Source organism: Streptococcus sp. 1171_SSPC (assembly GCF_001069335.1).
GTDB lineage: Bacteria > Bacillota > Bacilli > Lactobacillales > Streptococcaceae > Streptococcus > Streptococcus xiaochunlingii.
Map to the genome: position 1 here is coordinate 73,870 of NZ_JWAK01000045.1, position 22,095 is coordinate 95,964.

The window sequence follows — 22,095 nt, forward strand, 5'->3', positions numbered from 1 at the left end:
AGAGCAAAACTCCCTTGAAAAAGCCAGAACAGTTTGGAAATCATTCTTAGGACCGAGTTGGGCAAGGGGATTTTTTGAAAAAAAGAGGACGAAAAACAAAAAAGCCATCCCTAGATGGCTTTTCAACTCTTATGCTTGCTTATCTTTTTTAGGATTGCTCATGATTCGTATGAAGAGCTCTTTGCATTTGTCTCTTAGAACATTTTCGTAGAAGACGATTAAAGCGATGTATACAATCAGAAAGTTCAAGGTCAGATAGAACAAGTCAAATGAATTACGGGCATAGATAGTCGCTGATTGATAGGAGGGGAGGGCTCCTAGGATCATCCAAGGAAGATACTTGATATACTTGTTTAGCATCATACATCACCTCGCATACTTTAAAGGATTTGTTTTTTTCACTATCATTGTACTCCTTTTAAATAAAAATGCAAGCGATTACATATAAAAATTTAGAAAACCAATGCTAGTTGGCATTGGTCATTTTTCTTTTTTGATGGCGTTGGTAAGAATGGTAGAGTTTCAAGACGACAGACCCGCTAGCCATACCGATAGAGATAACCAAGGCCAGAATAACAACTAGGGTCACACTGGTCACGGCTTGCTGATATTGGCCACTAACAAAGAAGGAGGTGGTCCGATAGGAAATATATCCAGGAACCAAAGGAGCGAGAATAGCTAGCATAAAGACAACGACAGGCGTCTTGTAGATGATACTTAAAATTTGACTGATACAAGAACCGACAATGGCGGCGATAAAAGTCGCAATGATAACATTGGTAGGTCCTTTCAAGATATAGTAGAGCAACCAAATAGCCATCCCTAAAATTCCTCCAGGGAGTAGCATGGAACGTTGCACGTTGAGGACGATTAAAAAGGTAATGATGGCAATCAAACTCGCCACGGCTTGGATTAAAAATTCGATTAGATTCATGATTCTATTTCATAAGGACAAGAGCGACGGTCGTTCCGGCACCAAGGGCAAGAGTAATGAGCAGGGTCTCAAAGAGTTTACTCATCCCAGAGTTGAGGTGGTTGTTCATCAGATCCCTGACGGCATTGGTCATGGCAATCCCAGGAACGAAAGGCATGACACAACCAGCAATTATGAGATCGGTATTGGAAGGAAAACCACTATAGCGGGCCCAAATATGGGCCAAAAAGCCAAAGACAAAGGCTGCCGCAAAAGCAGTGGCAAAAGGGATGCGCACGTATTTCTCAACTACTAGAGAGAAAGCATAGGCAAAGACAGTCGCAATACCTGCTCCTATCGCATCATAAAAATTCCCGCCAAACATAATGGAGAAAAAAGGAGCACTTAGAGTAGCCGCAATGGTTAACTGTAGATTGGTATAAGGCACTGCCTTCTGCTTCAATTGGATCAAGGCTTGGTAGGCTTCTTCGAGATTGATGTGCCCAGAGACTAATTGGCGAGAAATCTGATTGACATCACAGACCTTCTCGATATTGTAATTGGTCCGCAGGATCCGCTTCATCCGCGTGATATTGGCATTTTCGATTGAAAAGAAAATAGCGACTGGCATCGCTAAGGCATTGCAATCATCGATTCCTTGAGAATGAGCAATCCGGATCATGGTATCCTCCACCCGATGGATTTCAGAACCACTCTCTAAAAGGAGGGTTCCTGCCAACATGAGGACATCAATCACGCGGTCCATATCTTTAGACGCTTCCATTGTTCTTCCTGTTCTGTTAATAGATTGCTTCCATTATATCAAAATTTCACTGATTTGTACTAGTGTTACCACGGATTTAGTCAAGACAGGACAAGAAAAAACCAGCCGTTTCCGACTGGTTTGAAAAATCTATTTGAATCTTAGCTCAATGCATCATCCATAGAAAGAACTTCGTGGAAGACACGTTGTGTCAATTCAGTTTTTTGTTCTGGAGTGAGGTATTTAGTGTTTACACAGTATCCAGAGATACGAACGATAACGTCTTCACCGCTCATGATCTTTTCATAAACGTCTGACAAGTCCATAACGTTCAAGTTAACGTGTTGTCCACCGTTTTCGAAGTATCCATCAAGGATAGTTACCAAGTTGTCTACTTGTTCGTCACGAGTTTTACCAAGAGCACGAGGTGACACTTGAGTAGTGAGTGAGATACCGTCAGCTGCGTAACCAAAGTCAAGGCTAGCAAGTGAGTTCAAGTTTTGCAACCATCCACCTTTAGCTTTGTTAGATGGGTTGGCACCTGGTGAGAAGAATTCCAATTTGCTTGTGTTCACAGAACCATCTTCGTTGAGGTATACCCCTTTGTGGACTGGTGAGTTACCAGTTTGTTTAGAGTAAGCAACGTTAGAAGTGATAGTCAAAAGTGAAACTGTAGCTTCTGCATTCTTGTAAAGTTTGTGGCTGCGAAGACGAGTAGTGTAAGCTTCGATCAACCATTCTGCCAATTCGTTAGAACGTGGGTCATCTTCACCCCAACGTGGGTATTCACCGATTGTTTCGTAATCGTAGATGTAGCCATCTTCGTCACGGATTGGTTTAACAGTAGCGTATTTGATTGCTGACAAAGTATCAACAGTGTTAGCGAATCCACAGATACCGAATCCCATGTTAGCGCGTTGGTGAGTTGGCAAGAAGGCCATTTGAACAGCTTCGTAGTTGTACTTATCAGTCATGTAGTGGATGATGTTCAAAGCATCTACGTAAGTGTCAGTCAACCAGTCAAGTGATTTTTCGAAGTTTGCTTTAACAGATTCGAATTCAAGAACTTCGTCACGGATAGGATCGATGTCAAATACTTTGTAGTCTTTATGAACGTCGTCGTAACCACCGTTCAAACCAGTAAGAAGAGCTTTAAGCACGTTTACACGAGCACCGAAGTACTGGATGTTGTGGCGTTGTTCTTCGTTTTCTGGGTCAAGTGGAGATACGCAACATGAGATACAGCTCATTTCACCGTATCCGTCTTTCGCCATTGTTGTTACACCTTCGTATTGGATAGAAGAGTGTTTGTGGCTCATGTGCATACAGTAGCGACGGAAGCTGTATGGCAATTTGTCAGTCCAAAGAACTGTCAAGTTTGGTTCTGGAGAGTTACCGATGTTGTCCAAAGTGTTCAAGAAACGGAAGTCCATCTTAGTAACACGGTGACGTCCGTCGTTACCCATACCAGCCATAGAAGTTGTGATGAAGGTTGGGTCACCTGAGTACAATTGGTCGTAAGCTTTTGTACGAGCAAATTTAACAGTACGCAATTTCATAACGAAATCATCAACGAATTCTTGGATTTCAGACTCAGTGTAAGTACCACGAGCCAAGTCACGTTCAGCGTAGATATCCAAAACGATTGGCACACGTCCAAGAGAAGTAGCAGCACCGTTGATCACACGGCAGACAGCCATGAAGGCGATGTTTGTCCATTGGATTGCTTCTTTTGTATCGAAGGCAGGACGACGTACGTCTACACCATAAAGGTCACCCAATTTAACAACTTCTTGAAGTGCTTGGTATTGAAGGTTTACTTCTTCACGAAGACGGATTGATTCTTCATCGATTTCAGTAATCGCGTTCCAGTCGTTTGCTTTTTCAGCCATCAAGTAGTCAGCTCCGTAAAGGGCCAAACGAGCATAAACCCCGATGATACGTCCACGTGAGTATGCATCTGGAAGACCAGTTACTGTGTGAGCGTGACGTGCACGACGGATGTTTGTAGTATAAGCACGGAAGATACCGTCGTTAACTGTCGTTACATATTTAGTGAAGATTTCATGCACAGCTGGATCTGGCTCATATCCATTTTCTTTCAAAGTAGTTTCCGCCATACGGATACCACCACGAGGCATGAAGTTCAATTTGAACAATTCATCGTTTTGGATACCGAAGATCACTTCGTTTTCTTTGTCGATGTATCCAGCTGCGATATCAGCGATAGAAGTTGGACGAGTATCGTATGGGAAACGAGTTTCTTCGTAGTGTGCTTTTGTTTCTTCAACAATCTTCTTGATGTGAAGTGAACGTTCTGTTGGGCCAGCTAGGAAGCTTTCGTCTCCATCATATGGAGTGTAGTTAGCTTGTACAAAGCGTGAGACACTGGCTCTTTCTTTCCAGTCTTCACCTTGGAAGCCTTCCCAGGCTTTGTCAAAAATGTCTTGTGCTTCAACAACTGTTTTAACAACCATGTTTAAATCCTCTTTTGTCTTTCTAGCAACAAATCTGTTGCACTTACAATAGTAGTATACCATATGGAAATCGGTTTCACAAAGGGAATAGCAAAAAGATTTTGGATTCTTTTATAATACAGAAGGGCATATGTTAATAAACTGTATTATATCTTTGCCTTTGGAGTGGTGGAAATTAGTGGGAAAAAATCGGTGATAGGGATATAATGAAAGAGGAGGTTACCCATGCTCATATTTCCTTTAGTAAATGATACGAGCCGTAAGATCATTCATATTGATATGGATGCCTTTTTTGCGTCCGTTGAAGAGCGAGACCATCCTGAATTGAAGGGAAAGCCTGTCATCATTGGTCATGATCCCCGTTTGTCTGGTGGAAGAGGAGTGGTATCGACTTGCAATTACGAAGCCAGAAAATATGGGGTCCATTCGGCTATGAGTTCCAAAGAGGCCTATGAACGGTGTCCTCAGGCAGTTTTCATCCCTGGCAACTACGAGAAGTACCAGGCTGTCGGTCTCCAAGTCAGAGAAATATTTAAACGCTATACCGATTTGATTGAGCCCATGAGCATTGATGAAGCCTATCTGGATGTGACCAACAATAAGCTTGGTCTTCAGTCTGCTGTCAAGGTAGCCCGCTTGATTCAGCATGATATTTGGAATGAATTGCACCTAACTGCTTCTGCCGGAGTTTCCTACAATAAATTTCTAGCAAAAATTGCCAGTGATTACCAGAAGCCTCAGGGACTGACCGTCATTTTACCCGAGCAAGCTCAAGACTTTTTAAGTCAGCTGGATGTAGCTAAGTTTCATGGTGTGGGAAAACGGACAGTGGAGCGACTTCATGATTTGGGAATTTATACTGGTTCAGATCTCTTAGAAGTACCGGAAATGACTCTCATCGATCACTTCGGTCGCTTTGGTTTTGATCTCTATCGAAAGGCTCGGGGAATCCATAACAGTCCGGTCAAGAGCAATCGCATTCGTAAGTCCATTGGGAAGGAACGCACCTACCGAAAATTGCTGGTGGCCGAGGATGATGTGCTAAAAGAATTAGCCAACCTATCTGAAAAGGTAGCGAACAGTTTGGCCAATCATCAGAAAATTGGTAAGACCTTGGTGCTCAAGATTCGTTATGCCGATTTTACGACCTTGACCAAGAGACGAAGTTTAGAGGAAGCAACCAGAGACCCTGAAGTCATTCAGAGACTGGCCCAGGAGCTCTACCAGAGCCTAGAAAGTAACTCCTCAGGTATTCGCCTTTTAGGGGTGACCCTCACTAATTTTTCTTCCGAGTCTCGGGAAACCCATGAAGGATCTCTAATAGAAGAAACCCCGTAGGTATACTTGACCTACGGGGAATTTTTAGCTAGTTTTTGAAGAACTGTTGAATCTCTTCCTCGGTGAGGCCAATCATGGGATCAATGCTTAAGTAATTGTCCTCTGTTAATCGATAGCCTTGTTGAGAAGCTTGGGAAGCAGGTGAGTCAGAGCGGTTTTCAACTGAGAAGAGCTCCCTTTGGGGCTCAGTTTTTTTAATAGGCTCTTCCAGATGGACAGGACTATGTGAGGAAGAGTCTCTACCTTGAGGAAGCCCATCCGAAAAACGCTCAATCAGATAGGTTTTTCGAGCGGTTCCGGTATTTTTTGTCGCAAAGTCAAATGCAGTGTATTCTCCCAGGAGGATGAGTTTGCTTTTGGAGCGGGTGATGGCCGTGTAGATCAGATTGCGTTGGAGCATGCGCCGACTCTGATTGGTCAAGGGCAGAATGACCACAGGAAATTCGCTTCCCTGTGACTTGTGGATGCTCATGGCATAAGCTAGGCGAATCTTGTACCATTCATTGCGGGGGTAGACCAATTCATTGCCATCAAATTGGATGGTGAGCTCATCTTGCTTGGATTCGGTATACTTAGCTGGCAAGAGGTCGGTGATGTAGCCAATATCACCGTTAAAGACATTGCTTTCGGCATCATTGACCAGGTGGATGACCTTGTCACCATTTCGATACTGGCAATCCAGTGTTTGAAAGAATAGAGCACCCGTTTCTAATGGATTGAGAAGCTCTTGCATGAGACTGTTAATCTGGTCAATGCCTGCAGAACCTCGATACATCGGAGCGAGGACCTGGATGTCTCGGGCCGGAATGCCGTTGCGAAGGGCAGCGCTGGTGATTTTTTCAATCATGGGAGCGATGAGCTCACTCGGCGCTTCAAAGTAGGAACGATCAGGTTTTTTCTCTGTGAAATCTGAAGGCAGGTGGCCTTTACGAATCTGACTGGCCAAAGTGACGATGGTCGAATCTTCACTTTGACGGAAGATGTGTTCCAGTTTGACTTTAGGGATGCTGGGGATCTGTAGGAGATCGGACAAGACTTGTCCAGGACTCACAGAAGGAAGCTGATCGGCATCACCAACGATTAAGAGTTTGGTATTGGAGGAGATATTGCTGAGAAGCTGATTAGCCAGCCAAGTATCCACCATAGAGAATTCATCGACAATGATAAAATCCGCATCGAGATAATCGTCCAAGTGACTCGTGTCGTCGTCTCCCGTCATTCCTAAGTGACGATGAATGGTGGCGCTCGGAAGACCCGTCAGTTCACTCATTCGACGGGCTGCTCGACCGGTTGGAGCAGCTAAGAGGATCGGTAATTGAGATTTCTTGCGAAGGTCTAATTGGTGCAGGCGGGCATAGGTCCCGATGATCCCATTGATAACAGTTGTTTTCCCCGTTCCTGGTCCACCTGTAAGGACAAAGACCTTTTGCTGGATGGCTTCTTGGATAGCCTTCCGTTGGATGGGGTCGTAGTGTATGTGGAGATCTTCTTCAATGTCATCAATCGTTTGTTCGATTTTTTCTGGGTCGAAAGATTCTTGCTTTCCTTTTTCTAACAGGCGACCGATATGGCTTCGGATCCCTTCTTCTGCAAAGAAGAGGCTGTTGTTGAAAATCTTAGTGTCAATGTTTTGCACCTTGTCTTCTTCGATGAGACTGGCCAATTCTTGGGCGACGCTGGCTGGATCGAGCTCGACTGGACGAGATGCTTCTAAGAGTTGGATGGTGGCTTGGAGCAATTCTTTGGCTTCAACGTAGGTGTCCCCTGTTTCTAAGGAGAGGGTTAAAAGACTATGAACCAGTCCAGCTCGAAAGCGTTCAGGTGCATCACTGGCAATCCCTAATTCTTCTGCTAATTGGTCGGCAATTTTAAAGCCCATTCCTTGAATGTCTTCGACCAGTTGATAAGGAGCTGATTCGACGATTTGCAAGGTTTCTTCCTTGTAGAAATCCTGGATTTGGAAGGCTAGTTTATTAGGGATGCCATAGTTAGCAAGTTGGGCGAGGACCCGTTCCGTACCATAGTTGAGCTGTAGTTTTTCGACAAAGGCCTCGCGATTCTTTTTAGAAAGTCCGGAGATAGAGGCCAGTTTTTCAGGTGCTTGCAGAATTTTATCAATGGTATCCTCGCCATAGAGATCCACGATTTTTTGGGCCGTTTTGAGTCCGATACCTTTAAAATGGTCGCTAGAAAAGTATTTCACCAAGCCTTTGCTAGTGGGTTTGGCTCGTTCATAGCGATTCATTTGCAACTGTTGGCCATATTTCGGATGATGGACCAGTTCTCCCCAGAAGGTATAATCTTCTCCTTCGACGATATCTGCCATCGTTCCAGTAACGATAATGTCAAAGTCATCATAGTCCTCTGCATCTGTATCATTGATATCCAACAATAAGATACGGAAAAAACTACTTTGATTTTCAAAAATGACCCGCTCAATGGTTCCTGAGAAATAGTATTCCATGCAGAGTTTCCTTTTAAGTAATGGTCTGAGAGAGCTTATCTCTCATGAAGATATTGAAAGAGATTGGAACAAGAGTCCCAACCTCATCATGGGTTAATAAGTCTGGAATGGAAGGAGTGGCCAGAGGCGAAGGACGGCTTCTCCTTTGATTTGTTCCTTCTTGAAAGCCCCCACCTGGCGGCTATCTTTTGAAACGATTCGATCATCACCAAGGAGTAGATACTCATCATCCAAGAGCTTTTTCGTGAAGGTCGCACTTCCATCTCTATCAACGGTGAAAGCTTCGGCAATCTGTGCCATTTGGCGGAAGAGTTCTCCATTTTCTTCGAACCCTTTTCCAGAATAGGTTGATTGCAATTTATCTTCTTTAAATTTTTGAATGTAGTCTTTCAAGTAAGGCTCGTCAGTTTCTTTGCCGTTGATATAGAGGACATCGTTTTTGTACTCGATGGTCTCACCAGGGAGTCCAATGACCCGTTTAACGATTTCTTTGGTTTTTCCATTTTCTGTTTCACTAGCGACCACGATATCAAAACGGTCGATAGGCAGTTTATTGATAACGAGAAGGTATTCACTATCTGCCAAGGTCGGATCCATAGAATGGCCATCGACACGGACAGGCGTCCACAGATAAATACGAGAGAGAATAATGCCTCCAATAATGAGGCCGAAGAGCGCCCATTCTTTCAGGAAAGAACGGACTGGATTATTTGATTTTTTTGAACGTTTCATGCTTTATCTTTCTATCAATTTTTTTGCTTTTTCTGTATTTTTAAAATGAAGTTTGGCACTGTAGTCAAGGGCTTGAATGCCATAGGCCTTTAATAGTTGAGCAGCTACCTTGTCTGAGGGCGCACCAGCCCCACTAGGAAGGGTGTAGCCGAGTTCTTGACTCAAATCTTCCAGATTTTGGAGGAAGAGGTCACGGGCAATAATGGAACTCACAGCTACTGACAAGTATTTTCCTTCGGCCTTCTCTTCTAGGGTGACGACTTGTGGGACCTGATTCGCTTCTGCTTGAACATAGCGATCATAGTTTTTCTTGGTCGTAAAGGCATCGACTACAATCTTTTGAGCTTTTGCCCCTTGTTGCAAGAGCAAAAAAATGGCTTGATTGTGAAGAGCAACCTTGACAGATACCGCATTGTAGCCAGAGGCGATGACCTGATTGTATTTTTTAGGTGTCAGCAGTAAGGCCTGATGCGGGATTTCTTGTTTGAGGATTGGTGCGAGAGCTCGAATTTTTCGATCATCTAAGGTTTTAGAATCCCCAACTCCTAGACTTTTTAAGCGGGCATGTTGCTCCGGGCTGACTAGTGAAGCCACGACGGCAAGCCCTCCAAAGTAAGAACCGTTTCCAACTTCATCCGTTCCGATTAAGGGGAAGTCTTGTCTGGCAAGTGCTTGGTCTATCGGATCTTGTTGGTAACCGAAGAAGGCAGCATAGCGCGTGGCCTGATTACCTTGTAGGACAACCTTTCCTGATGTGTAAATCGAAATGGTTGCACCAGGAGCCTTAAAAAAATATCGGATATATGGATTTTTTGAAGGTAGCAGGTGGTCTTGGTGCTGACGAACAAATGCTTGGATGTCCTCGTTTTGAGGGGACAATGTAATTGTTTCCATAACCCTTATTGTATCATAAAAGCTAGATGAAAGGCCAGAAAAAGACCAGTCAAATTTAGTCTGAAAGAACTTCTTTTAGGCTAGCTTCAATTGCTTGAGGATCAGTTTTTGAAGAGAAGCGGTGGATGACTTGGCCTTGGCGATTGATCAAGAATTTGGCGAAATTCCATTCAATGCGGGAGCCCAAGGGACCACTAGCTTGTTCTTTTAACCATTGGTAGAGGGGGCTGGCTTCTTTCCCATTGACTTTTATTTTTGCGAAACGTGGGAAGCTGGTTCGGTAATGGAGGCTACAAAATTGATTAATCTCCTCCGCACTTCCCGGTGCTTGGCCCATAAATTGATTGCATGGAAAGTCAAGGATTTCAAATCCTTGATCATGGTAGCGCTCATAGAGCTCTTGCAATCCCTGGTATTGAGGAGTCAGACCGCAACCTGTTGCAGTATTGACGATGAGGAGTACTTGGCCTCGGTATGCTTCGAGGGAGAAGGGGCTCCCATCTTGGGCCATTACAGTGAAATCATAGATAGTCATTTTACACGTCCTTTCCTACTTTCTCTATTGTATCACGCTTGAGTCGAAAAAAGTTAAACCGTGGCCCTAGTGTCCGGTATTTCCTATGGGAAGGGGATTTTCCTACTGACAAGCGGGCTAGATTTTGATATAATATCGTGAGGTGATTTTTTATGTCCAGCTTAAATAGATACAAATTTACTTTCGGTAATAAATCGCTGACTCTTACAACTAATCATGATAATCTCTTTATGGAAGAGGTTGAACGGGTCGCGAAAGAAAAATATGAAGCGATTAAAGAACAAATGCCAGCTGCTGATGATGAGACCCTGGCCATTTTACTAGCAATCAATAGTTTGTCAACACAATTGAGTCGTGAGATTGAGTTTGACGATAAGGAAAAAGAATTGGAAGATTTTCGTCGCAAGGCCCTAGATGGCCTAGTCGGTAGATCATCTAATTAAGGGGAGTTGCATGTTTTCAATCCTGATTTTATTCATCCTAGCTTGGAGTTTTTATATTGGGTATTCACGAGGGATTTTGCTTCAAGGATATTATTTTTTAACCATGATTGTGGCCATGTTGGTCGCAGGATCAGGCTATCAGTCCTTGGCAAAAACCATTAGTCTATGGATTCCATTTTCGAGTGCAACACAAGCTTCAAAAAGCTATTTTTATGGTGCAGACCAACTCTTTCACTTAGACAAAGTTTTTTACGCTGGTTTGGCTTACTTCATCTTGTTTGTTTTAGTCTATGCGATAGGTCGAGTGATTGGACTCTTTATTCCCTTGATTCCAACGCCTGAAAAATGGGAGGAGTATCCGTTTCAGATTGCCAGTGGTGTGCTAGCTGTTCTAGTAACCTACTTTGTTCTGCAAATGGGATTCACGATTTTGTCAACCATCCCCATGGCAACCATTCAAGATCGACTCCATGGAAGTTTCCTCATTCGATTTATGGTGCAGCATAGCCCCCTTACAGCAGGCCTCTTGAAACAACTTTGGGTTGTAAAAATCTTAGGTGCGTAATCACTTCTCATCATGTCTAACAGTTCATGAGAGATATTATAGAAAGGAAGGGGAGGCTCAGACCAAAATCAGCCTCCTTTTCTGTTGTGGAGAAACATGAATCAAAAAATTCTCGAAACCTTAGAGTTTCAAAAAGTCAAAAACTTAGTAGAGCCCTATTTGCAAACGGAGCAGGGCGAAGTGGAGTTGCAGGAATTAGCCCCACTTACAAAAAAAGAAGCAATTGAAACCGCCTTTCTTGAAATGGCGGATATGGCTCAGATATTTGTGGAGCATCCGCACTTTAGCGTGCCCACCATCCAAGAAATTCGTCCAGTGACCAAGCGTTTAGAACTAGAAACATCGCTCAATATCGATGAATTGTTAGCGGTCAAGAAAGTCCTGCGCGTGACCCATGAATTGCGAAATTTTTATGATGAATTAGAAAATGTCCGCTTGGAAAAACTGGATCGGATATTTGAAAATCTAGTCGACCTTCCACAGTTGCAGGGAAGTCTCCATGCCATTAATGAGGCAGGATTTATTGAAAACTTTGCCAGTGAAACCTTGGCAAAAATTCGTCGACGGATTCAAGAGAATGAACACCAAGTGCGAGACATTTTACAAGAATTGTTGAAGACCAAGTCCGAAATGCTGGCTGATCAGGTCGTAGCGAGTCGGAATGGACGAAATGTCTTGCCAGTCAAAAACACCTACCGCAATCGGATTGCCGGTGTGGTGCACGATATTTCAGCCAGTGGAAATACCGTCTATATCGAACCTCGAGCGGTCGTCAATCTTAATGAAGATATTGCCAACCATCGTGCAGATGAACGCTTCGAGATGCTCCGGATCTTGGAAGAAATTTCAAACCTCCTTCGTCCTCATGCGGGGGAAATCCGAAACAATGCTTGGCTGATCGGTCATATTGACCTCGTTCGGGCCAAACATCGCTTTTTACAGGACCGAAAAGGAACTATTCCAACCTTGTCAGATCAAGGGGAGATTCAGCTCTTGCAGGTTCGCCATCCCTTGATTGAGAAGGCTGTTCCTAATGATATCCACTTTGGCAAAGACCTCACAGAGATTGTGATTACCGGACCGAATACGGGTGGGAAGACCATCATGCTCAAGACCCTGGGACTAGCCCAATTAATGGCCCAGTCGGGCTTGCCAATCCTAGCAGATGCTGGGAGTAAGGTAGCTGTCTTCACGCAAATCTTCTCTGATATCGGGGATGAGCAGTCGATCGAGCAGAGCCTGTCTACCTTCTCCAGTCACATGACCAATATTGTCTCTATTTTGGAGCAGGTCGATGAGGAATCCTTTGTCTTGCTGGATGAGTTGGGAGCTGGAACGGATCCTCAGGAAGGGGCTTCACTGGCGATCGCCATCCTAGAAGATCTCCGCTTACGAGGGATCAAGACCATGGCGACCACCCACTATCCAGAACTTAAGGCCTATGGGATTGAGACACTTGGTGTTCAAAATGCCAGCATGGAATTTGATACGGACAGCCTGCGTCCGACCTATCGGTTTATGCAGGGGGTACCAGGACGTTCCAATGCCTTTGAAATCGCGCGTCGTCTAGGCTTGTCAGAAGTGATTGTTCGTCAAGCGCAGGGGTTGACCAATCAGGATCGGGATGTCAACCGCATCATTGAAAAGTTGGAAGCTCAGACCCTAGAAAGTCGCAAACGACTCGAGTCCATCCGAGATGTTGAACAGGAAAATCTGAAATTCAACCGCGTCCTCAAGAAATTGTACAATGAGTTGACCCGAGAGCGGGAAACAGAGCTCAACAAGGCGCGTAAAGAAGCGCAAGAAATTGTGGATCTTGCTCTAGCAGAAAGCGATCAGATTTTGCAAGGTCTTCATGCCAAATCGCAACTCAAGCCCCATGAAATTATTGAAGCCAAGTCTCAGTTGAAAAAATTGGCCCCAGAAACAGTCGATCTATCGAAAAACAAGGTCTTGAAACAGGCTAAGAAAGCCCGTGCTCCAAAAGTCGGAGACGAGATCTTGGTCATCAGCTATGGACAAAGAGGAAGTCTTACCAAGCAGCTCAAGGATGGTCGTTGGGAAGCCCAAGTGGGACTGATCAAGATGACCTTGGAAGAAAAAGAATTTAATCTGTTGAAAGCTGAAAAAGATGCTTCTCAACCGAAAAAACACCAGGTCCACGTAGTCAAACGTTCCAATGCCAATGGACCTCGGGCTCGCTTGGACCTTCGTGGCAAACGGTATGAGGAAGCCATGGAAGAATTGGACAGCTTTATCGACCAAGCCCTTCTCAATAATATGGCCCAAGTCGATATCATCCACGGTATCGGAACTGGGGTCATCCGGGAAGGAGTTACCAAGTACCTCCGTCGCAATAAGCATGTCAAAAGCTTCGAGTACGCTCCTCAAAATGCAGGAGGAAGCGGAGCGACAATTGTGACCTTTAAATAAGCAAAGAGTCAGTCGTGCCTTTTAATCAGGCACGCTTTTTGCTATAATACAGTCAGTTTAAACGGAAAGAAGGAAAGCATATGACCCCTAATCGTTCGTCCGATTCTTGTACTACCATACTTGTCGGAAAAGATGCCAGTTATGATGGTTCAACCATTGTAGCTCGCACGGAAGACTCTCAAAACGGAGTGTTTACTCCTAAGAAATTTATCGTTGTTCAGCCAGAGGATCAACCCCGTCATTATCGGTCGGTCCTATCTCCTTTTGAGTTAGACCTGCCAGATAACCCTGTTCGTTACACAGCTGTTCCAGATGCCATTCCAAAAGATGGTATCTGGGGAGAAGCGGGGATCAATCGTTACAATGTGGCCATGAGTGAGACAGAGACCATTACGACCAATAGCCGGGTCTTGGGAGCGGATCCTCTGGTGGAAAGTGGAATCGGGGAGGAAGACATGCTGACCTTGGTTCTTCCTTATGTCCAGACTGCCCGAGAAGGAGTCCTTCGCTTGGGGAAACTCCTAGAAGAATACGGAACCTATGAGTCTAATGGAGTGGCTATCAGCGATGTCCATGAAATCTGGTGGTTGGAAACTATCGGAGGTCATCACTGGATGGCCCGCCGTGTTCCAGACGATGCCTATGTGACCAATCCCAATCAATTGGGAAGTGATCGCTTTGAGTTTGATCGCCCAGAAGAGTTCTTGTGTAATCCAGATTTGAAAGATTTTGTGGAACGCCATCACCTGGCCTTGGATTTTGACGGTTCGTCTTTTAACCCTCGTTATGCTTTTGGGAGCCAACGAGACAAGGATCGTCATTACAATACACCACGGGCTTGGGATATTCAACGGTTCCTCAACCCAGAAGTGGAGCAAGATCCTCGTTCCTTCTTCCTTCCTTGGTGTCAAAAACCTTACCGCAAGATTACGATTGAAGATGTCAAATATGTCCTCAGCAGTCACTACCAGGATTCAGCCTATGATCCTTACGGTTTAGAAGGGGATAGTCATAGTCGTCGGACCTTCCGTACCATTGGCATTAACCGGACCAGCCAGACGGCCATTCTCCAATTGCGGCCAAATCGTCCTCAAGAGACAACCGGGATTCAATGGCTTTGCTATGGGTCTATGCCTTTTAATACGGCGGTTCCATTCTTTACCCAGGTCGATACGACACCGGATTATTTTGCCAATACGACAGAAAAAGTGACGACAGATTCCTTCTATTGGACCAATCGGATCATTGCTGGTCTGGCAGATGCCCACTATAGTCATCATGTTGGAGATTTAGAAGATTACCAAGAAAGTACTATGGCACTTGGGCATGCCCGGATTGGACGAGTGGATCAAGCCTTGGCAGCAGGACAAACCGTTGATTTCGAAAGAGAAAATCAGGAAATGAGTGATCAGATTCAAGAAGCGACGGATCGCTTATTGGATAAGGTCTTGTTGGATGCTAGCAACCTGATGACCAACCATTTCTCTTTGAGTGACTAGTTGGGTTAAGTTGTACTATTTTCAGGGTAGTTTCTGAAAACATTGACCTTCTTTTCAAATTATGCTAAAATAGAACAAATTGAACATCATACCGGATGAAGTTTTTCAGAAGTAGGGCCTTCCTATGACTGTGAAATGGACGGAACTCTGGAGAGACCGTAAAGGCACCGAAGGGGCAAGGTAGAGCATTCTACTCAAACTCTCAGGTAAAAGGACAGAGCAAAAGATAGAAGCCTTTTTGGTTTTTATTTGGAGCACCAGAGTACATGTTTTGACATGTGCTCTTTCTTTTTCTCCTTGGATGATTGGATAGATGATGTGGAGGAAGTGGATGGCTATCCCTTTCTAAAGCTAGACAAATGATAAAAGGAGAAATAGATAAGGATGACAAATTGGCTGGCATTTTTTAAACAAGTAGATAATGTGGTCTGGGGGGCTCCCCTTTTGATCCTCTTGGTGGGGACTGGGATTTATCTGAGCTTCCGCTTGGGCTTGCTTCAAGTTTTTCGTTTACCCCAAGCCTTTCGGCTCATTTTTACAGAAGATCAAGGAGAAGGGGATATCTCTAGCTTCGGAGCCTTGGCAACAGCCTTGGCGGCGACAGTTGGGACAGGAAATATTGTCGGAGTAGCGACAGCTATTCAGACAGGAGGTCCAGGTGCCCTCTTTTGGATGTGGATGGCGGCCTTCTTTGGGATGGCGACCAAGTATGCAGAAGGTTTGTTGGCCATTCGCTACCGGACCAAGGATGACAATGGTCATATTTCAGGAGGGCCCATGTACTATATTCTCCATGGGATGGGAGAGAAATGGCGTCCCCTTGCCATCTTCTTTGCCCTGGCAGGTGTCTTGGTGGCTCTCTTTGGGATTGGAACCATGACCCAGGTGAATGCCATTACGGGCGCTTTGAAGACTAGTTTTCAACTTTCCCCTCAAGTCGCTAGTCTGGTCATTGCAGGAATCGTTTCGGCTGTTATATTTGGGGGAATTCATTGGATTTCCAAGGTTTCCGAAAAGGTGGTTCCTTTTATGGCTGCAGCTTATATCTTCGCGACAGTTTACATTATTGTCTTGAATCTGGACCAAGTGCCGACCGTTCTATCTCAAGTTTTCCAAGGTGCTTTTACAGGAACCGCGGCTATAGGTGGTTTTTCTGGAGCCTTGGTGAAAGAGGCGATTCAAAAAGGGGTGGCGCGTGGAGTGTTCTCCAATGAGTCAGGACTGGGATCGGCACCGATTGCAGCAGCTGCGGCGAAGACGGAAGAGCCAGTAGAGCAAGGTTTGATTTCTATGACCGGGACCTTCATCGATACCATAATTATTTGTAGCCTAACTGGTCTAGCTATTTTAGTATCTGGCCAGTGGACAACAGTGGGGCAAGTTGGGAGTGATTTGACCCAACAGGTCTTTATCTCGACCTTTGGCCACATCGGTGGGATCATTCTGACTCTTTGTTTGGTCTTGTTTGCGACGACGACCATTTTGGGTTGGTCTTATTATGGTGAACGCTGTGTCGAATTTTTGGCGGGTGTCAAACTCATTCCCTATTACCGTCTTCTGTTTATCCTGATGGTGGGAGTAGGAGGCTTTCTTCAGTTGGAGTTGGTCTGGATCATTGCTGATATTGTGAATGGACTGATGGCCTTGCCGAATCTCATCGCCTTGTTAGCCTTATCGCCTATTGTTCTAAAGGAAAGCAAACGATATTTTAAGAAAAAGAAATAGACCAGATCGTGTGATCTGGTCTTTCTGTCTTAATAGCGTTTTTCTTTGGGCCAATCTTTCATTTCAGAAATGGCTGTAAAGAGGACGTCTGTTGATGAGTTGAGGGCTGTTTCACAAGAATCTTGGATAACACCGATAATGAAGCCTACACTAACCACTTGCATAGCGATATCATTGTCGATACCAAAGAGGCTGCAAGCGACAGGAATCAAGAGGAGGGAGCCACCGGCTACTCCAGAAGCCCCACCGGCTGAAACAGCTGCTACGACACTGAGGACCAGGGCAGTCCCAAAATCGACCTGAATGCCTAAGGTGTTGACAGCAGCAAGGGTCAAGGTATTAATGGTAACGGCAGCTCCGGCCATATTAATAGTAGATCCTAGAGGGATAGAGACCGAGTAAGTATCAGGATTGAGACCCAGTTCCTTACATAGCTTCATATTGACAGGGATGTTAGCAGCAGAGCTTCTAGTAAAGAAGGCGGTCAGTCCACTGACTCGTAGACATTTGAAGACGAGCGGATAAGGATTTTTGCGAATCATGATGTAGACAAAAATCGGGTTGATGACTAGAGCGACGAAGAACATGGTGCCAACCAAGAGAAGTAAGAGGAGGCCATAGCTTTTAAGTCCATCAAATCCTTGTCCTGCAATCGTTGTATAGACCAAGCCAAGAATCCCAAATGGCGCAAGGTTAATGATCCATTCGACAATCTTGGAAGTTATATCTGCCAGGGTTTGAAGGAGGTCCTTGCTGTGCTCACTCGCTTCTCTCATAGCAACACCAAAGACGACGGCCCAGGATAGAATCCCGATATAATTAGCCTGAATAAGGGCATTGAGCGGGTTGTCCACGATTTTTAAGAGAAGGTTGCTGATGACTTCCCCTAGTCCATCGGGAGAAGTTCCTTCAGCACTAGTTCCTGTTAAAGAAATGGTAATAGGAAAGAGATAGTTCACCAGGACCGCTACCAAGGCTGCCGCAAAAGTTCCCAGGAGGTAGAGGACAATGACTGATTTCATATTGGTTTGAGTTCCCTTTTGGTGCTGGGAGAGGGCGTTAGCGACAAGGGCGAAGACTAGAAGAGGAGCAATAGCTCGCAAGCCTCCTACAAAGATTTCCCCTAATAGACCAATTGCAGATGCTTTAGGAAGTAGCAGAGCTAAAAGGGCTCCAACGAAGATTCCGATTGCAATCCGCTTCATCAGGTTGGTTTTATTCCAAGTTTGAATGAGTCGTTTAACCATGAGGACCTCCTTTATTGAAAGTTTACCGTCCATTATACGATAGATAAGTTTGATAATCAAGGTGAGTATAGGATGAGGTTGCTGGTTCTAAAGGCTAAAATCTGATATAATCAAACAAGGAAAAGAGAGAAGGAGAGTGATAGAAGGTATGAAAAACATTTTTTCTCGCTATGTCAGTCAGTTTGATTGGGCCAAGATCATGGATGAATTGGTTTCGAAATTGATTTCGTTAGCTATTTTATTCGTTTTATTTTTTCTTGCAAAAAAACTAATCCATAGTTTGGTGAAACGCATCTTGAAGCCGTCTCTGAATTATGTAGGCCAAGACGAAGCGCGTAGGAATACTATTTTAAGGCTGGTAGAGAGTTTGTTAAATTACTGCCTCTATTTTATCCTGATCTACTGGATTCTTTCTATCTTGGGCTTGCCAGTCTCTAGTCTCTTAGCAGGTGCTGGAATTGCAGGGGTTGCCATTGGGTTAGGAGCACAGGGCTTCCTATCAGACTTGGTCAATGGGTTCTTTATTCTTCTGGAACGTCAGATAGACGTCGGAGATACCGTTCGTTTGACCAATGGTCCGATTACCATCGCTGGAACCGTCTCTAGTGTGGGCATTCGGACGACTCAGGTGCGAGACGCAGATGGGACCTTGCATTATGTACCCAATCGCAATATTATGGTTGTCAGCAATCTCTCTCGGGGTAACCAGCGCGTCCTCATTGATATGCCGATTTCTGCTCAAACTGACTTAGACAAGATCTATCAAATCTTCCAGCAGGTCAATGATGAACAAGCTCAAAAGCACCCAGAAATCTTAGATGGTCCGACGATTTTAGGGCCTCAAATCGAAAAGGGAACGGGTCGCTATTCCTTCCGCGTCGCCATGATGGTCCAGTCGGGAAGCCAAGTGGCCATTTACCATCTTTATTACAAACTCTATCATGATGCCCTCTTACAAAATGGCATCGAGATTCCAACCACTTTCTCTGTCACACCCTAACAAAAAAAGACCTATTGGTCTTTCAGATTGAAGATAAAGTCTTCTGAAAAACTTTCCTTAGGTGAGTACGGACGTCAGCGAACTTYKWHRAAGTTCCATGACTAATTATTGAGCCTAAGGTCTCAATAATTCTGAATGCCTGAAACAATTATGTTTCAGGCATTTTCTCACAGCGGAAAGTTTTTGATCTTCTTAAATAACTAAAAAATAAAAGTCATTTTTTGGTAATCATCTAACTGTTTTTATGTAAAACAATAGTTTGTCTCCATTGTAAAAGATCTATGTTTTTTTCTTATTCTAAAATAAGCATGCCATCTTTGACAGCGAAAGGATCTTTCGGATTGATCCGATCGTAGAACATAACGCCATTGATGTGGTCGATTTCGTGTTGGACCACAATGGAGTTGTAGCCTTTGAGTTTGATACGGTGCTTTTCTCCGGTCTTGTCATAGTAGTCTACCGTTACGCGCGCGTGGCGGACTACATAACCAGGAACATTGCGGTCTACAGAGAGACACCCTTCGCCATCTCCTAGAGCCGCATCTTGGACTGAGTGGGAGACAATTTTAGGATTGTACATGACTTCTTGGATGGAGTAGGCTTCTTTTGGAGGATTTCCTTCTTCGTCCTCTGGATTTGGGACGAGAACGGCAATGATGCGCTTAGAAATATCTAACTGAGGGGCCGCTAGTCCAACTCCACCTCGAAGACCCAATTTTTCTGCCATGACAGGATCCTGCGAATGGTGCAAGAACTGCATCATTTTTTCCCCTAGGATAATGTCTTGATCTGACAGTGGGAAAGTGACCTCTTCAGCGATAGCACGTAAAGTTGGGTGGCCCTCGCGGATAATATCATTCATATCAATTAGATGGGCAGCTTTTGTAATAGTTTCGATTGCAGACATGTTCTCATTCACTCCTTTTTTCTAGAAACCATCATATCATAATTCCTTCTAGAATGAAAGTTTCCCAATTGCTTGAGGGGCTAACAAACTAGACGGACTGTAAAGTAGAAAAGGAAAGAAACCTAGTCCGGTTCATGGTATAATGATAAGAAGAATGAAGGAGGCAAGCATGCGTCTAGATAAATATTTAGTGGACTGTGGAGTGGGAAGTCGGACAGAAGTCAAGCAAGTCCTCAAGCAAAAAAAGATACAGGTCAATGGAAAGATAGAAACCTCTGCCAAGGTCCATATTGATCCAGATAAGGATCAAGTTACCTATCTGGGAGAAAGTTTATTCCATGAAGAGTTTGTCTACTATCTGCTCAATAAACCCAAAGGGGTCATTTCAGCAACGGAAGATGACCGCCATCAAACAGTCTTAGATTTGCTAGATGACACGGCCAGACACAAGGAAGTCTTTCCTGTCGGACGGCTAGATATCGATACCCATGGCTTACTCCTCTTGACCAATAATGGTAAGTTGGCTCATGCCATGCTATCGCCTAAGAAACATGTGGACAAGGTCTACCGTGCCCAAGTAGCTGGCATCATGACCCAGGAAGATGTCGTCCGCTTCAAAGAAGGAATAGAATTGAAGGATTTCACCACCCTGCCAGCGGAGTTGGAAATGTTGGAAGTTGATCGAGAAGCTAATAGTTGCTTGGTTCAGATCCGCATCGCTGAAGGAAAATTCCACCAGGTCAAGCGCATGGTCGCAGCTTGTGGCAAGGAAGTCACCGATCTCGAGCGGATTTCCATGGGGCCATTGAGCTTGGATCCTAGTCTCGAATTAGGGGAGTGGCGTAGATTGACAGCAGAAGAAATAAAGCTCTTAACTGACTTTCGGGTCAACCTATATTGAGAAGTCATTGTAGTCTTGGGTTTGAAGAACTCTGTTGGAAAAAGCAGAAGTGTTTGACAGAAAGATGAAATCTTGGTAGAATGAATAGGTCGAATAGACAACTAACTCTTTCTTGGTAGCGGGCTATGCCAAACCTGCCACTCGGATAGAGCATAAAGAAAAGGAGCTTATCATGGCAATCTCAAAAGAGAAAAAAAATGAAATCATTGCACAATACGCACGTCACGAAGGTGACACTGGTTCAGTAGAAGTACAAGTTGCTGTCCTTACTTGGGAAATCAACCACTTGAACGACCACATCAAACAACACAAAAAAGACCACGCTACTTACCGTGGTTTGATGAAGAAAATCGGTCGCCGTCGTAACTTGTTGGCTTACCTTCGTAAGAACGACGTTAACCGTTACCGTGAGTTGATCAACTCTCTTGGACTTCGTCGTTAATCTTGCGTCTAAAACGTTTCTATACTTCGTTGACTTCGCCTCGATGTACCGTCAGTACAATCTTCGGTTCGTCGCCTTGTCTAGAAACGTTTTATACAGCAAGAATGGAGCCCTCTGAATTCAGAGGGCTTTTTTGTTATCTTTTTTCGGACAAGATTCATGATTCTGAGTAAGTCGTTTTGTTTGACAGATGTAATTAACAGAGTTACAATAGACACATCTTAAGAAATAGAGGTTATCGATATGATTGATATTACATATCTAGATGGTGCAAAACAAGAAAGAGTCATGCATTTTGATTCCTATGAAGAATTTGAACGCTCCCAACAGACCTGCTTGATCGGTGTAGCGGATTACTATCCTGTACAAAAATTGACCTATAATGGGCACGAACTCGATTACCATGGAACTTACGGAGATGTCTTCTTCTATTTGATGAAGCAAGACCTCGATCAATACAAAAACTAAAGGAGAAAAACAATGGCAAAAGCAATTACAGACGCAACATTTGAAGCAGAAACGAAAGAAGGATTGATCTTGGTAGACTTCTGGGCGACCTGGTGTGGTCCATGTCGTATGCAAGGACCAATCTTGGATAAATTGTCTGAAGAACTTTCAGAAGATGTCTTAAAAATCGTTAAAATGGACGTTGACGAAAATCCAAATACAGCGCGTGCTTTCGGCATTATGTCTATCCCTACTCTTCTTTTCAAAAAAGATGGACAAGTGGTTAAACAAGTTGCTGGTGTTCACACTGCAGAACAAATCAAGGCTATTGTGGCTGAGTTGGGTTAAAAGCATAAGCACTCCCATTAAT

21 protein-coding genes and 1 riboswitch are annotated in these 22,095 nt (G+C 44.3%); of the genes, 11 read left to right on the forward strand and 10 right to left on the reverse strand.

All coding sequences use genetic code 11. The annotated features are described in order from the left end of the window. Nucleotides 1-129: 129 nt before the first annotated feature. From ADF75_RS09795 to pflB, 4 genes are all read right to left on the reverse strand, one after another. Nucleotides 130-360, reverse strand: a complete 231-nt coding sequence (locus ADF75_RS09795; protein WP_042759938.1) for a hypothetical protein — start codon at nt 358-360, stop codon at nt 130-132. A 106-nt stretch (nt 361-466) separates the two neighbouring features. Next, on the reverse strand, nt 467-934 hold the full coding sequence (locus tag ADF75_RS09800; RefSeq protein WP_048688397.1) for a threonine/serine exporter family protein: 468 nt from the start codon (nt 932-934) through the stop codon (nt 467-469). Nucleotides 935-938: 4 nt separating this feature from the next. Further along, on the reverse strand, nt 939-1,697 hold the full coding sequence (locus ADF75_RS09805; protein WP_048688400.1) for a threonine/serine exporter family protein: 759 nt from the start codon (nt 1,695-1,697) through the stop codon (nt 939-941). A gap of 140 nt (nt 1,698-1,837) precedes the next feature. Beyond that, the gene (pflB, locus tag ADF75_RS09810) at nt 1,838-4,153 is read right to left on the reverse strand and encodes a formate C-acetyltransferase (protein WP_048688403.1); all 2,316 of its coding nucleotides are present in this window, start codon (nt 4,151-4,153) and stop codon (nt 1,838-1,840) included. A gap of 225 nt (nt 4,154-4,378) precedes the next feature. Between pflB and dinB the strand changes: the two genes are divergently transcribed. After that, nucleotides 4,379-5,491 carry a DNA polymerase IV gene (gene dinB / locus ADF75_RS09815; protein WP_048789992.1) on the forward strand — a complete coding sequence of 371 codons (1,113 nt, stop codon included), beginning with the start codon at nt 4,379-4,381 and terminating at the stop codon, nt 5,489-5,491. A gap of 28 nt (nt 5,492-5,519) precedes the next feature. Here the strand turns inward: dinB and ADF75_RS09820 are convergent, their stop codons facing one another. The 4 genes from ADF75_RS09820 to ADF75_RS09835 all read right to left on the reverse strand — a co-directional run bounded on the left by ADF75_RS09820 (nt 5,520) and on the right by ADF75_RS09835 (nt 10,116). Continuing rightward, nucleotides 5,520-7,955, reverse strand: coding sequence for an ATP-dependent RecD-like DNA helicase (locus tag ADF75_RS09820; protein ID WP_048789993.1), 2,436 nt, complete (start codon nt 7,953-7,955; stop codon nt 5,520-5,522). A gap of 93 nt (nt 7,956-8,048) precedes the next feature. Then, nucleotides 8,049-8,687: a signal peptidase I gene (gene lepB / locus ADF75_RS09825; RefSeq protein ID WP_048688413.1), complete on the reverse strand. Its 639-nt coding sequence runs from the start codon at nt 8,685-8,687 to the stop codon at nt 8,049-8,051. Nucleotides 8,688-8,690: 3 nt separating this feature from the next. Further along, entirely contained in the window at nt 8,691-9,581 is an 891-nt protein-coding gene (gene rnhC, locus ADF75_RS09830) for a ribonuclease HIII (protein WP_048789994.1), read from the reverse strand. A gap of 55 nt (nt 9,582-9,636) precedes the next feature. Further along, the gene (locus ADF75_RS09835) at nt 9,637-10,116 is read right to left on the reverse strand and encodes a glutathione peroxidase (RefSeq protein ID WP_048688419.1); all 480 of its coding nucleotides are present in this window, start codon (nt 10,114-10,116) and stop codon (nt 9,637-9,639) included. 152 nt (nt 10,117-10,268) lie between these two features. Between ADF75_RS09835 and zapA the strand changes: the two genes are divergently transcribed. The 5 genes from zapA to ADF75_RS09860 all read left to right on the forward strand — a co-directional run bounded on the left by zapA (nt 10,269) and on the right by ADF75_RS09860 (nt 16,781). Further along, the gene (gene zapA / locus ADF75_RS09840) at nt 10,269-10,559 is read left to right on the forward strand and encodes a cell division protein ZapA (protein WP_023024429.1); all 291 of its coding nucleotides are present in this window, start codon (nt 10,269-10,271) and stop codon (nt 10,557-10,559) included. A 10-nt stretch (nt 10,560-10,569) separates the two neighbouring features. Beyond that, entirely contained in the window at nt 10,570-11,124 is a 555-nt protein-coding gene (locus tag ADF75_RS09845) for a CvpA family protein (RefSeq protein ID WP_048715181.1), read from the forward strand. Nucleotides 11,125-11,220: 96 nt separating this feature from the next. Further along, the gene (locus tag ADF75_RS09850) at nt 11,221-13,557 is read left to right on the forward strand and encodes an endonuclease MutS2 (RefSeq protein WP_048789995.1); all 2,337 of its coding nucleotides are present in this window, start codon (nt 11,221-11,223) and stop codon (nt 13,555-13,557) included. 80 nt (nt 13,558-13,637) lie between these two features. After that, nucleotides 13,638-15,056, forward strand: coding sequence for a C69 family dipeptidase (locus ADF75_RS09855; protein WP_048789996.1), 1,419 nt, complete (start codon nt 13,638-13,640; stop codon nt 15,054-15,056). A gap of 137 nt (nt 15,057-15,193) precedes the next feature. Further along, a riboswitch (glycine riboswitch) is annotated at nt 15,194-15,284 on the forward strand. Between the two features lie 156 nt (nt 15,285-15,440). After that, nucleotides 15,441-16,781, forward strand: a complete 1,341-nt coding sequence (locus tag ADF75_RS09860) for an alanine/glycine:cation symporter family protein (protein ID WP_048789997.1) — start codon at nt 15,441-15,443, stop codon at nt 16,779-16,781. A gap of 29 nt (nt 16,782-16,810) precedes the next feature. Here ADF75_RS09860 and sstT read toward each other — a convergent pair whose 3' ends face one another. Next, nucleotides 16,811-18,028 carry a serine/threonine transporter SstT gene (gene sstT / locus ADF75_RS09865; RefSeq protein ID WP_048789998.1) on the reverse strand — a complete coding sequence of 406 codons (1,218 nt, stop codon included), beginning with the start codon at nt 18,026-18,028 and terminating at the stop codon, nt 16,811-16,813. Between the two features lie 148 nt (nt 18,029-18,176). Here sstT and ADF75_RS09870 point away from each other — a divergent pair, with 148 nt between their 5' ends. Next, nucleotides 18,177-19,028 carry a mechanosensitive ion channel family protein gene (locus ADF75_RS09870; protein ID WP_048789999.1) on the forward strand — a complete coding sequence of 284 codons (852 nt, stop codon included), beginning with the start codon at nt 18,177-18,179 and terminating at the stop codon, nt 19,026-19,028. A gap of 292 nt (nt 19,029-19,320) precedes the next feature. Here the strand turns inward: ADF75_RS09870 and def are convergent, their stop codons facing one another. Then, nucleotides 19,321-19,935: a peptide deformylase gene (gene def / locus ADF75_RS09875; RefSeq protein WP_048688441.1), complete on the reverse strand. Its 615-nt coding sequence runs from the start codon at nt 19,933-19,935 to the stop codon at nt 19,321-19,323. Nucleotides 19,936-20,104: 169 nt separating this feature from the next. Here def and ADF75_RS09880 point away from each other — a divergent pair, with 169 nt between their 5' ends. The 4 genes from ADF75_RS09880 to trxA all read left to right on the forward strand — a co-directional run bounded on the left by ADF75_RS09880 (nt 20,105) and on the right by trxA (nt 22,073). Continuing rightward, entirely contained in the window at nt 20,105-20,836 is a 732-nt protein-coding gene (locus ADF75_RS09880; RefSeq protein WP_048790000.1) for a pseudouridine synthase, read from the forward strand. A gap of 172 nt (nt 20,837-21,008) precedes the next feature. Next, nucleotides 21,009-21,278: a 30S ribosomal protein S15 gene (gene rpsO, locus ADF75_RS09885; protein ID WP_004193424.1), complete on the forward strand. Its 270-nt coding sequence runs from the start codon at nt 21,009-21,011 to the stop codon at nt 21,276-21,278. 243 nt (nt 21,279-21,521) lie between these two features. Further along, a complete protein-coding gene (locus ADF75_RS09890; RefSeq protein WP_003010037.1) occupies nt 21,522-21,746 on the forward strand; it encodes a DUF4649 family protein in 225 nt (74 codons plus the stop codon). A 12-nt stretch (nt 21,747-21,758) separates the two neighbouring features. Then, on the forward strand, nt 21,759-22,073 hold the full coding sequence (gene trxA, locus ADF75_RS09895; protein WP_048790001.1) for a thioredoxin: 315 nt from the start codon (nt 21,759-21,761) through the stop codon (nt 22,071-22,073). Nucleotides 22,074-22,095 lie beyond the last annotated feature (22 nt).

Excerpts from the sequence above, each read along its gene's own strand:
- ADF75_RS09795 (WP_042759938.1), bottom strand. The coding sequence starts at position 360 with ATGCTAAACAAGTATATCAAGTATCTTCCTTGGATGATCCTAGGAGCC.
- ADF75_RS09800 (WP_048688397.1), bottom strand. The coding sequence starts at position 934 with ATGAATCTAATCGAATTTTTAATCCAAGCCGTGGCGAGTTTGATTGCC.
- ADF75_RS09805 (WP_048688400.1), bottom strand. The coding sequence starts at position 1,697 with ATGGAAGCGTCTAAAGATATGGACCGCGTGATTGATGTCCTCATGTTG.
- pflB (WP_048688403.1), bottom strand. The coding sequence starts at position 4,153 with ATGGTTGTTAAAACAGTTGTTGAAGCACAAGACATTTTTGACAAAGCC.
- dinB (WP_048789992.1), top strand. The coding sequence starts at position 4,379 with ATGCTCATATTTCCTTTAGTAAATGATACGAGCCGTAAGATCATTCAT.
- ADF75_RS09820 (WP_048789993.1), bottom strand. The coding sequence starts at position 7,955 with ATGGAATACTATTTCTCAGGAACCATTGAGCGGGTCATTTTTGAAAAT.
- lepB (WP_048688413.1), bottom strand. The coding sequence starts at position 8,687 with ATGAAACGTTCAAAAAAATCAAATAATCCAGTCCGTTCTTTCCTGAAA.
- rnhC (WP_048789994.1), bottom strand. The coding sequence starts at position 9,581 with ATGGAAACAATTACATTGTCCCCTCAAAACGAGGACATCCAAGCATTT.
- ADF75_RS09835 (WP_048688419.1), bottom strand. The coding sequence starts at position 10,116 with ATGACTATCTATGATTTCACTGTAATGGCCCAAGATGGGAGCCCCTTC.
- zapA (WP_023024429.1), top strand. The coding sequence starts at position 10,269 with ATGTCCAGCTTAAATAGATACAAATTTACTTTCGGTAATAAATCGCTG.
- ADF75_RS09845 (WP_048715181.1), top strand. The coding sequence starts at position 10,570 with ATGTTTTCAATCCTGATTTTATTCATCCTAGCTTGGAGTTTTTATATT.
- ADF75_RS09850 (WP_048789995.1), top strand. The coding sequence starts at position 11,221 with ATGAATCAAAAAATTCTCGAAACCTTAGAGTTTCAAAAAGTCAAAAAC.
- ADF75_RS09855 (WP_048789996.1), top strand. The coding sequence starts at position 13,638 with ATGACCCCTAATCGTTCGTCCGATTCTTGTACTACCATACTTGTCGGA.
- ADF75_RS09860 (WP_048789997.1), top strand. The coding sequence starts at position 15,441 with ATGACAAATTGGCTGGCATTTTTTAAACAAGTAGATAATGTGGTCTGG.
- sstT (WP_048789998.1), bottom strand. The coding sequence starts at position 18,028 with ATGGTTAAACGACTCATTCAAACTTGGAATAAAACCAACCTGATGAAG.
- ADF75_RS09870 (WP_048789999.1), top strand. The coding sequence starts at position 18,177 with ATGAAAAACATTTTTTCTCGCTATGTCAGTCAGTTTGATTGGGCCAAG.
- def (WP_048688441.1), bottom strand. The coding sequence starts at position 19,935 with ATGTCTGCAATCGAAACTATTACAAAAGCTGCCCATCTAATTGATATG.
- ADF75_RS09880 (WP_048790000.1), top strand. The coding sequence starts at position 20,105 with ATGCGTCTAGATAAATATTTAGTGGACTGTGGAGTGGGAAGTCGGACA.
- rpsO (WP_004193424.1), top strand. The coding sequence starts at position 21,009 with ATGGCAATCTCAAAAGAGAAAAAAAATGAAATCATTGCACAATACGCA.
- ADF75_RS09890 (WP_003010037.1), top strand. The coding sequence starts at position 21,522 with ATGATTGATATTACATATCTAGATGGTGCAAAACAAGAAAGAGTCATG.
- trxA (WP_048790001.1), top strand. The coding sequence starts at position 21,759 with ATGGCAAAAGCAATTACAGACGCAACATTTGAAGCAGAAACGAAAGAA.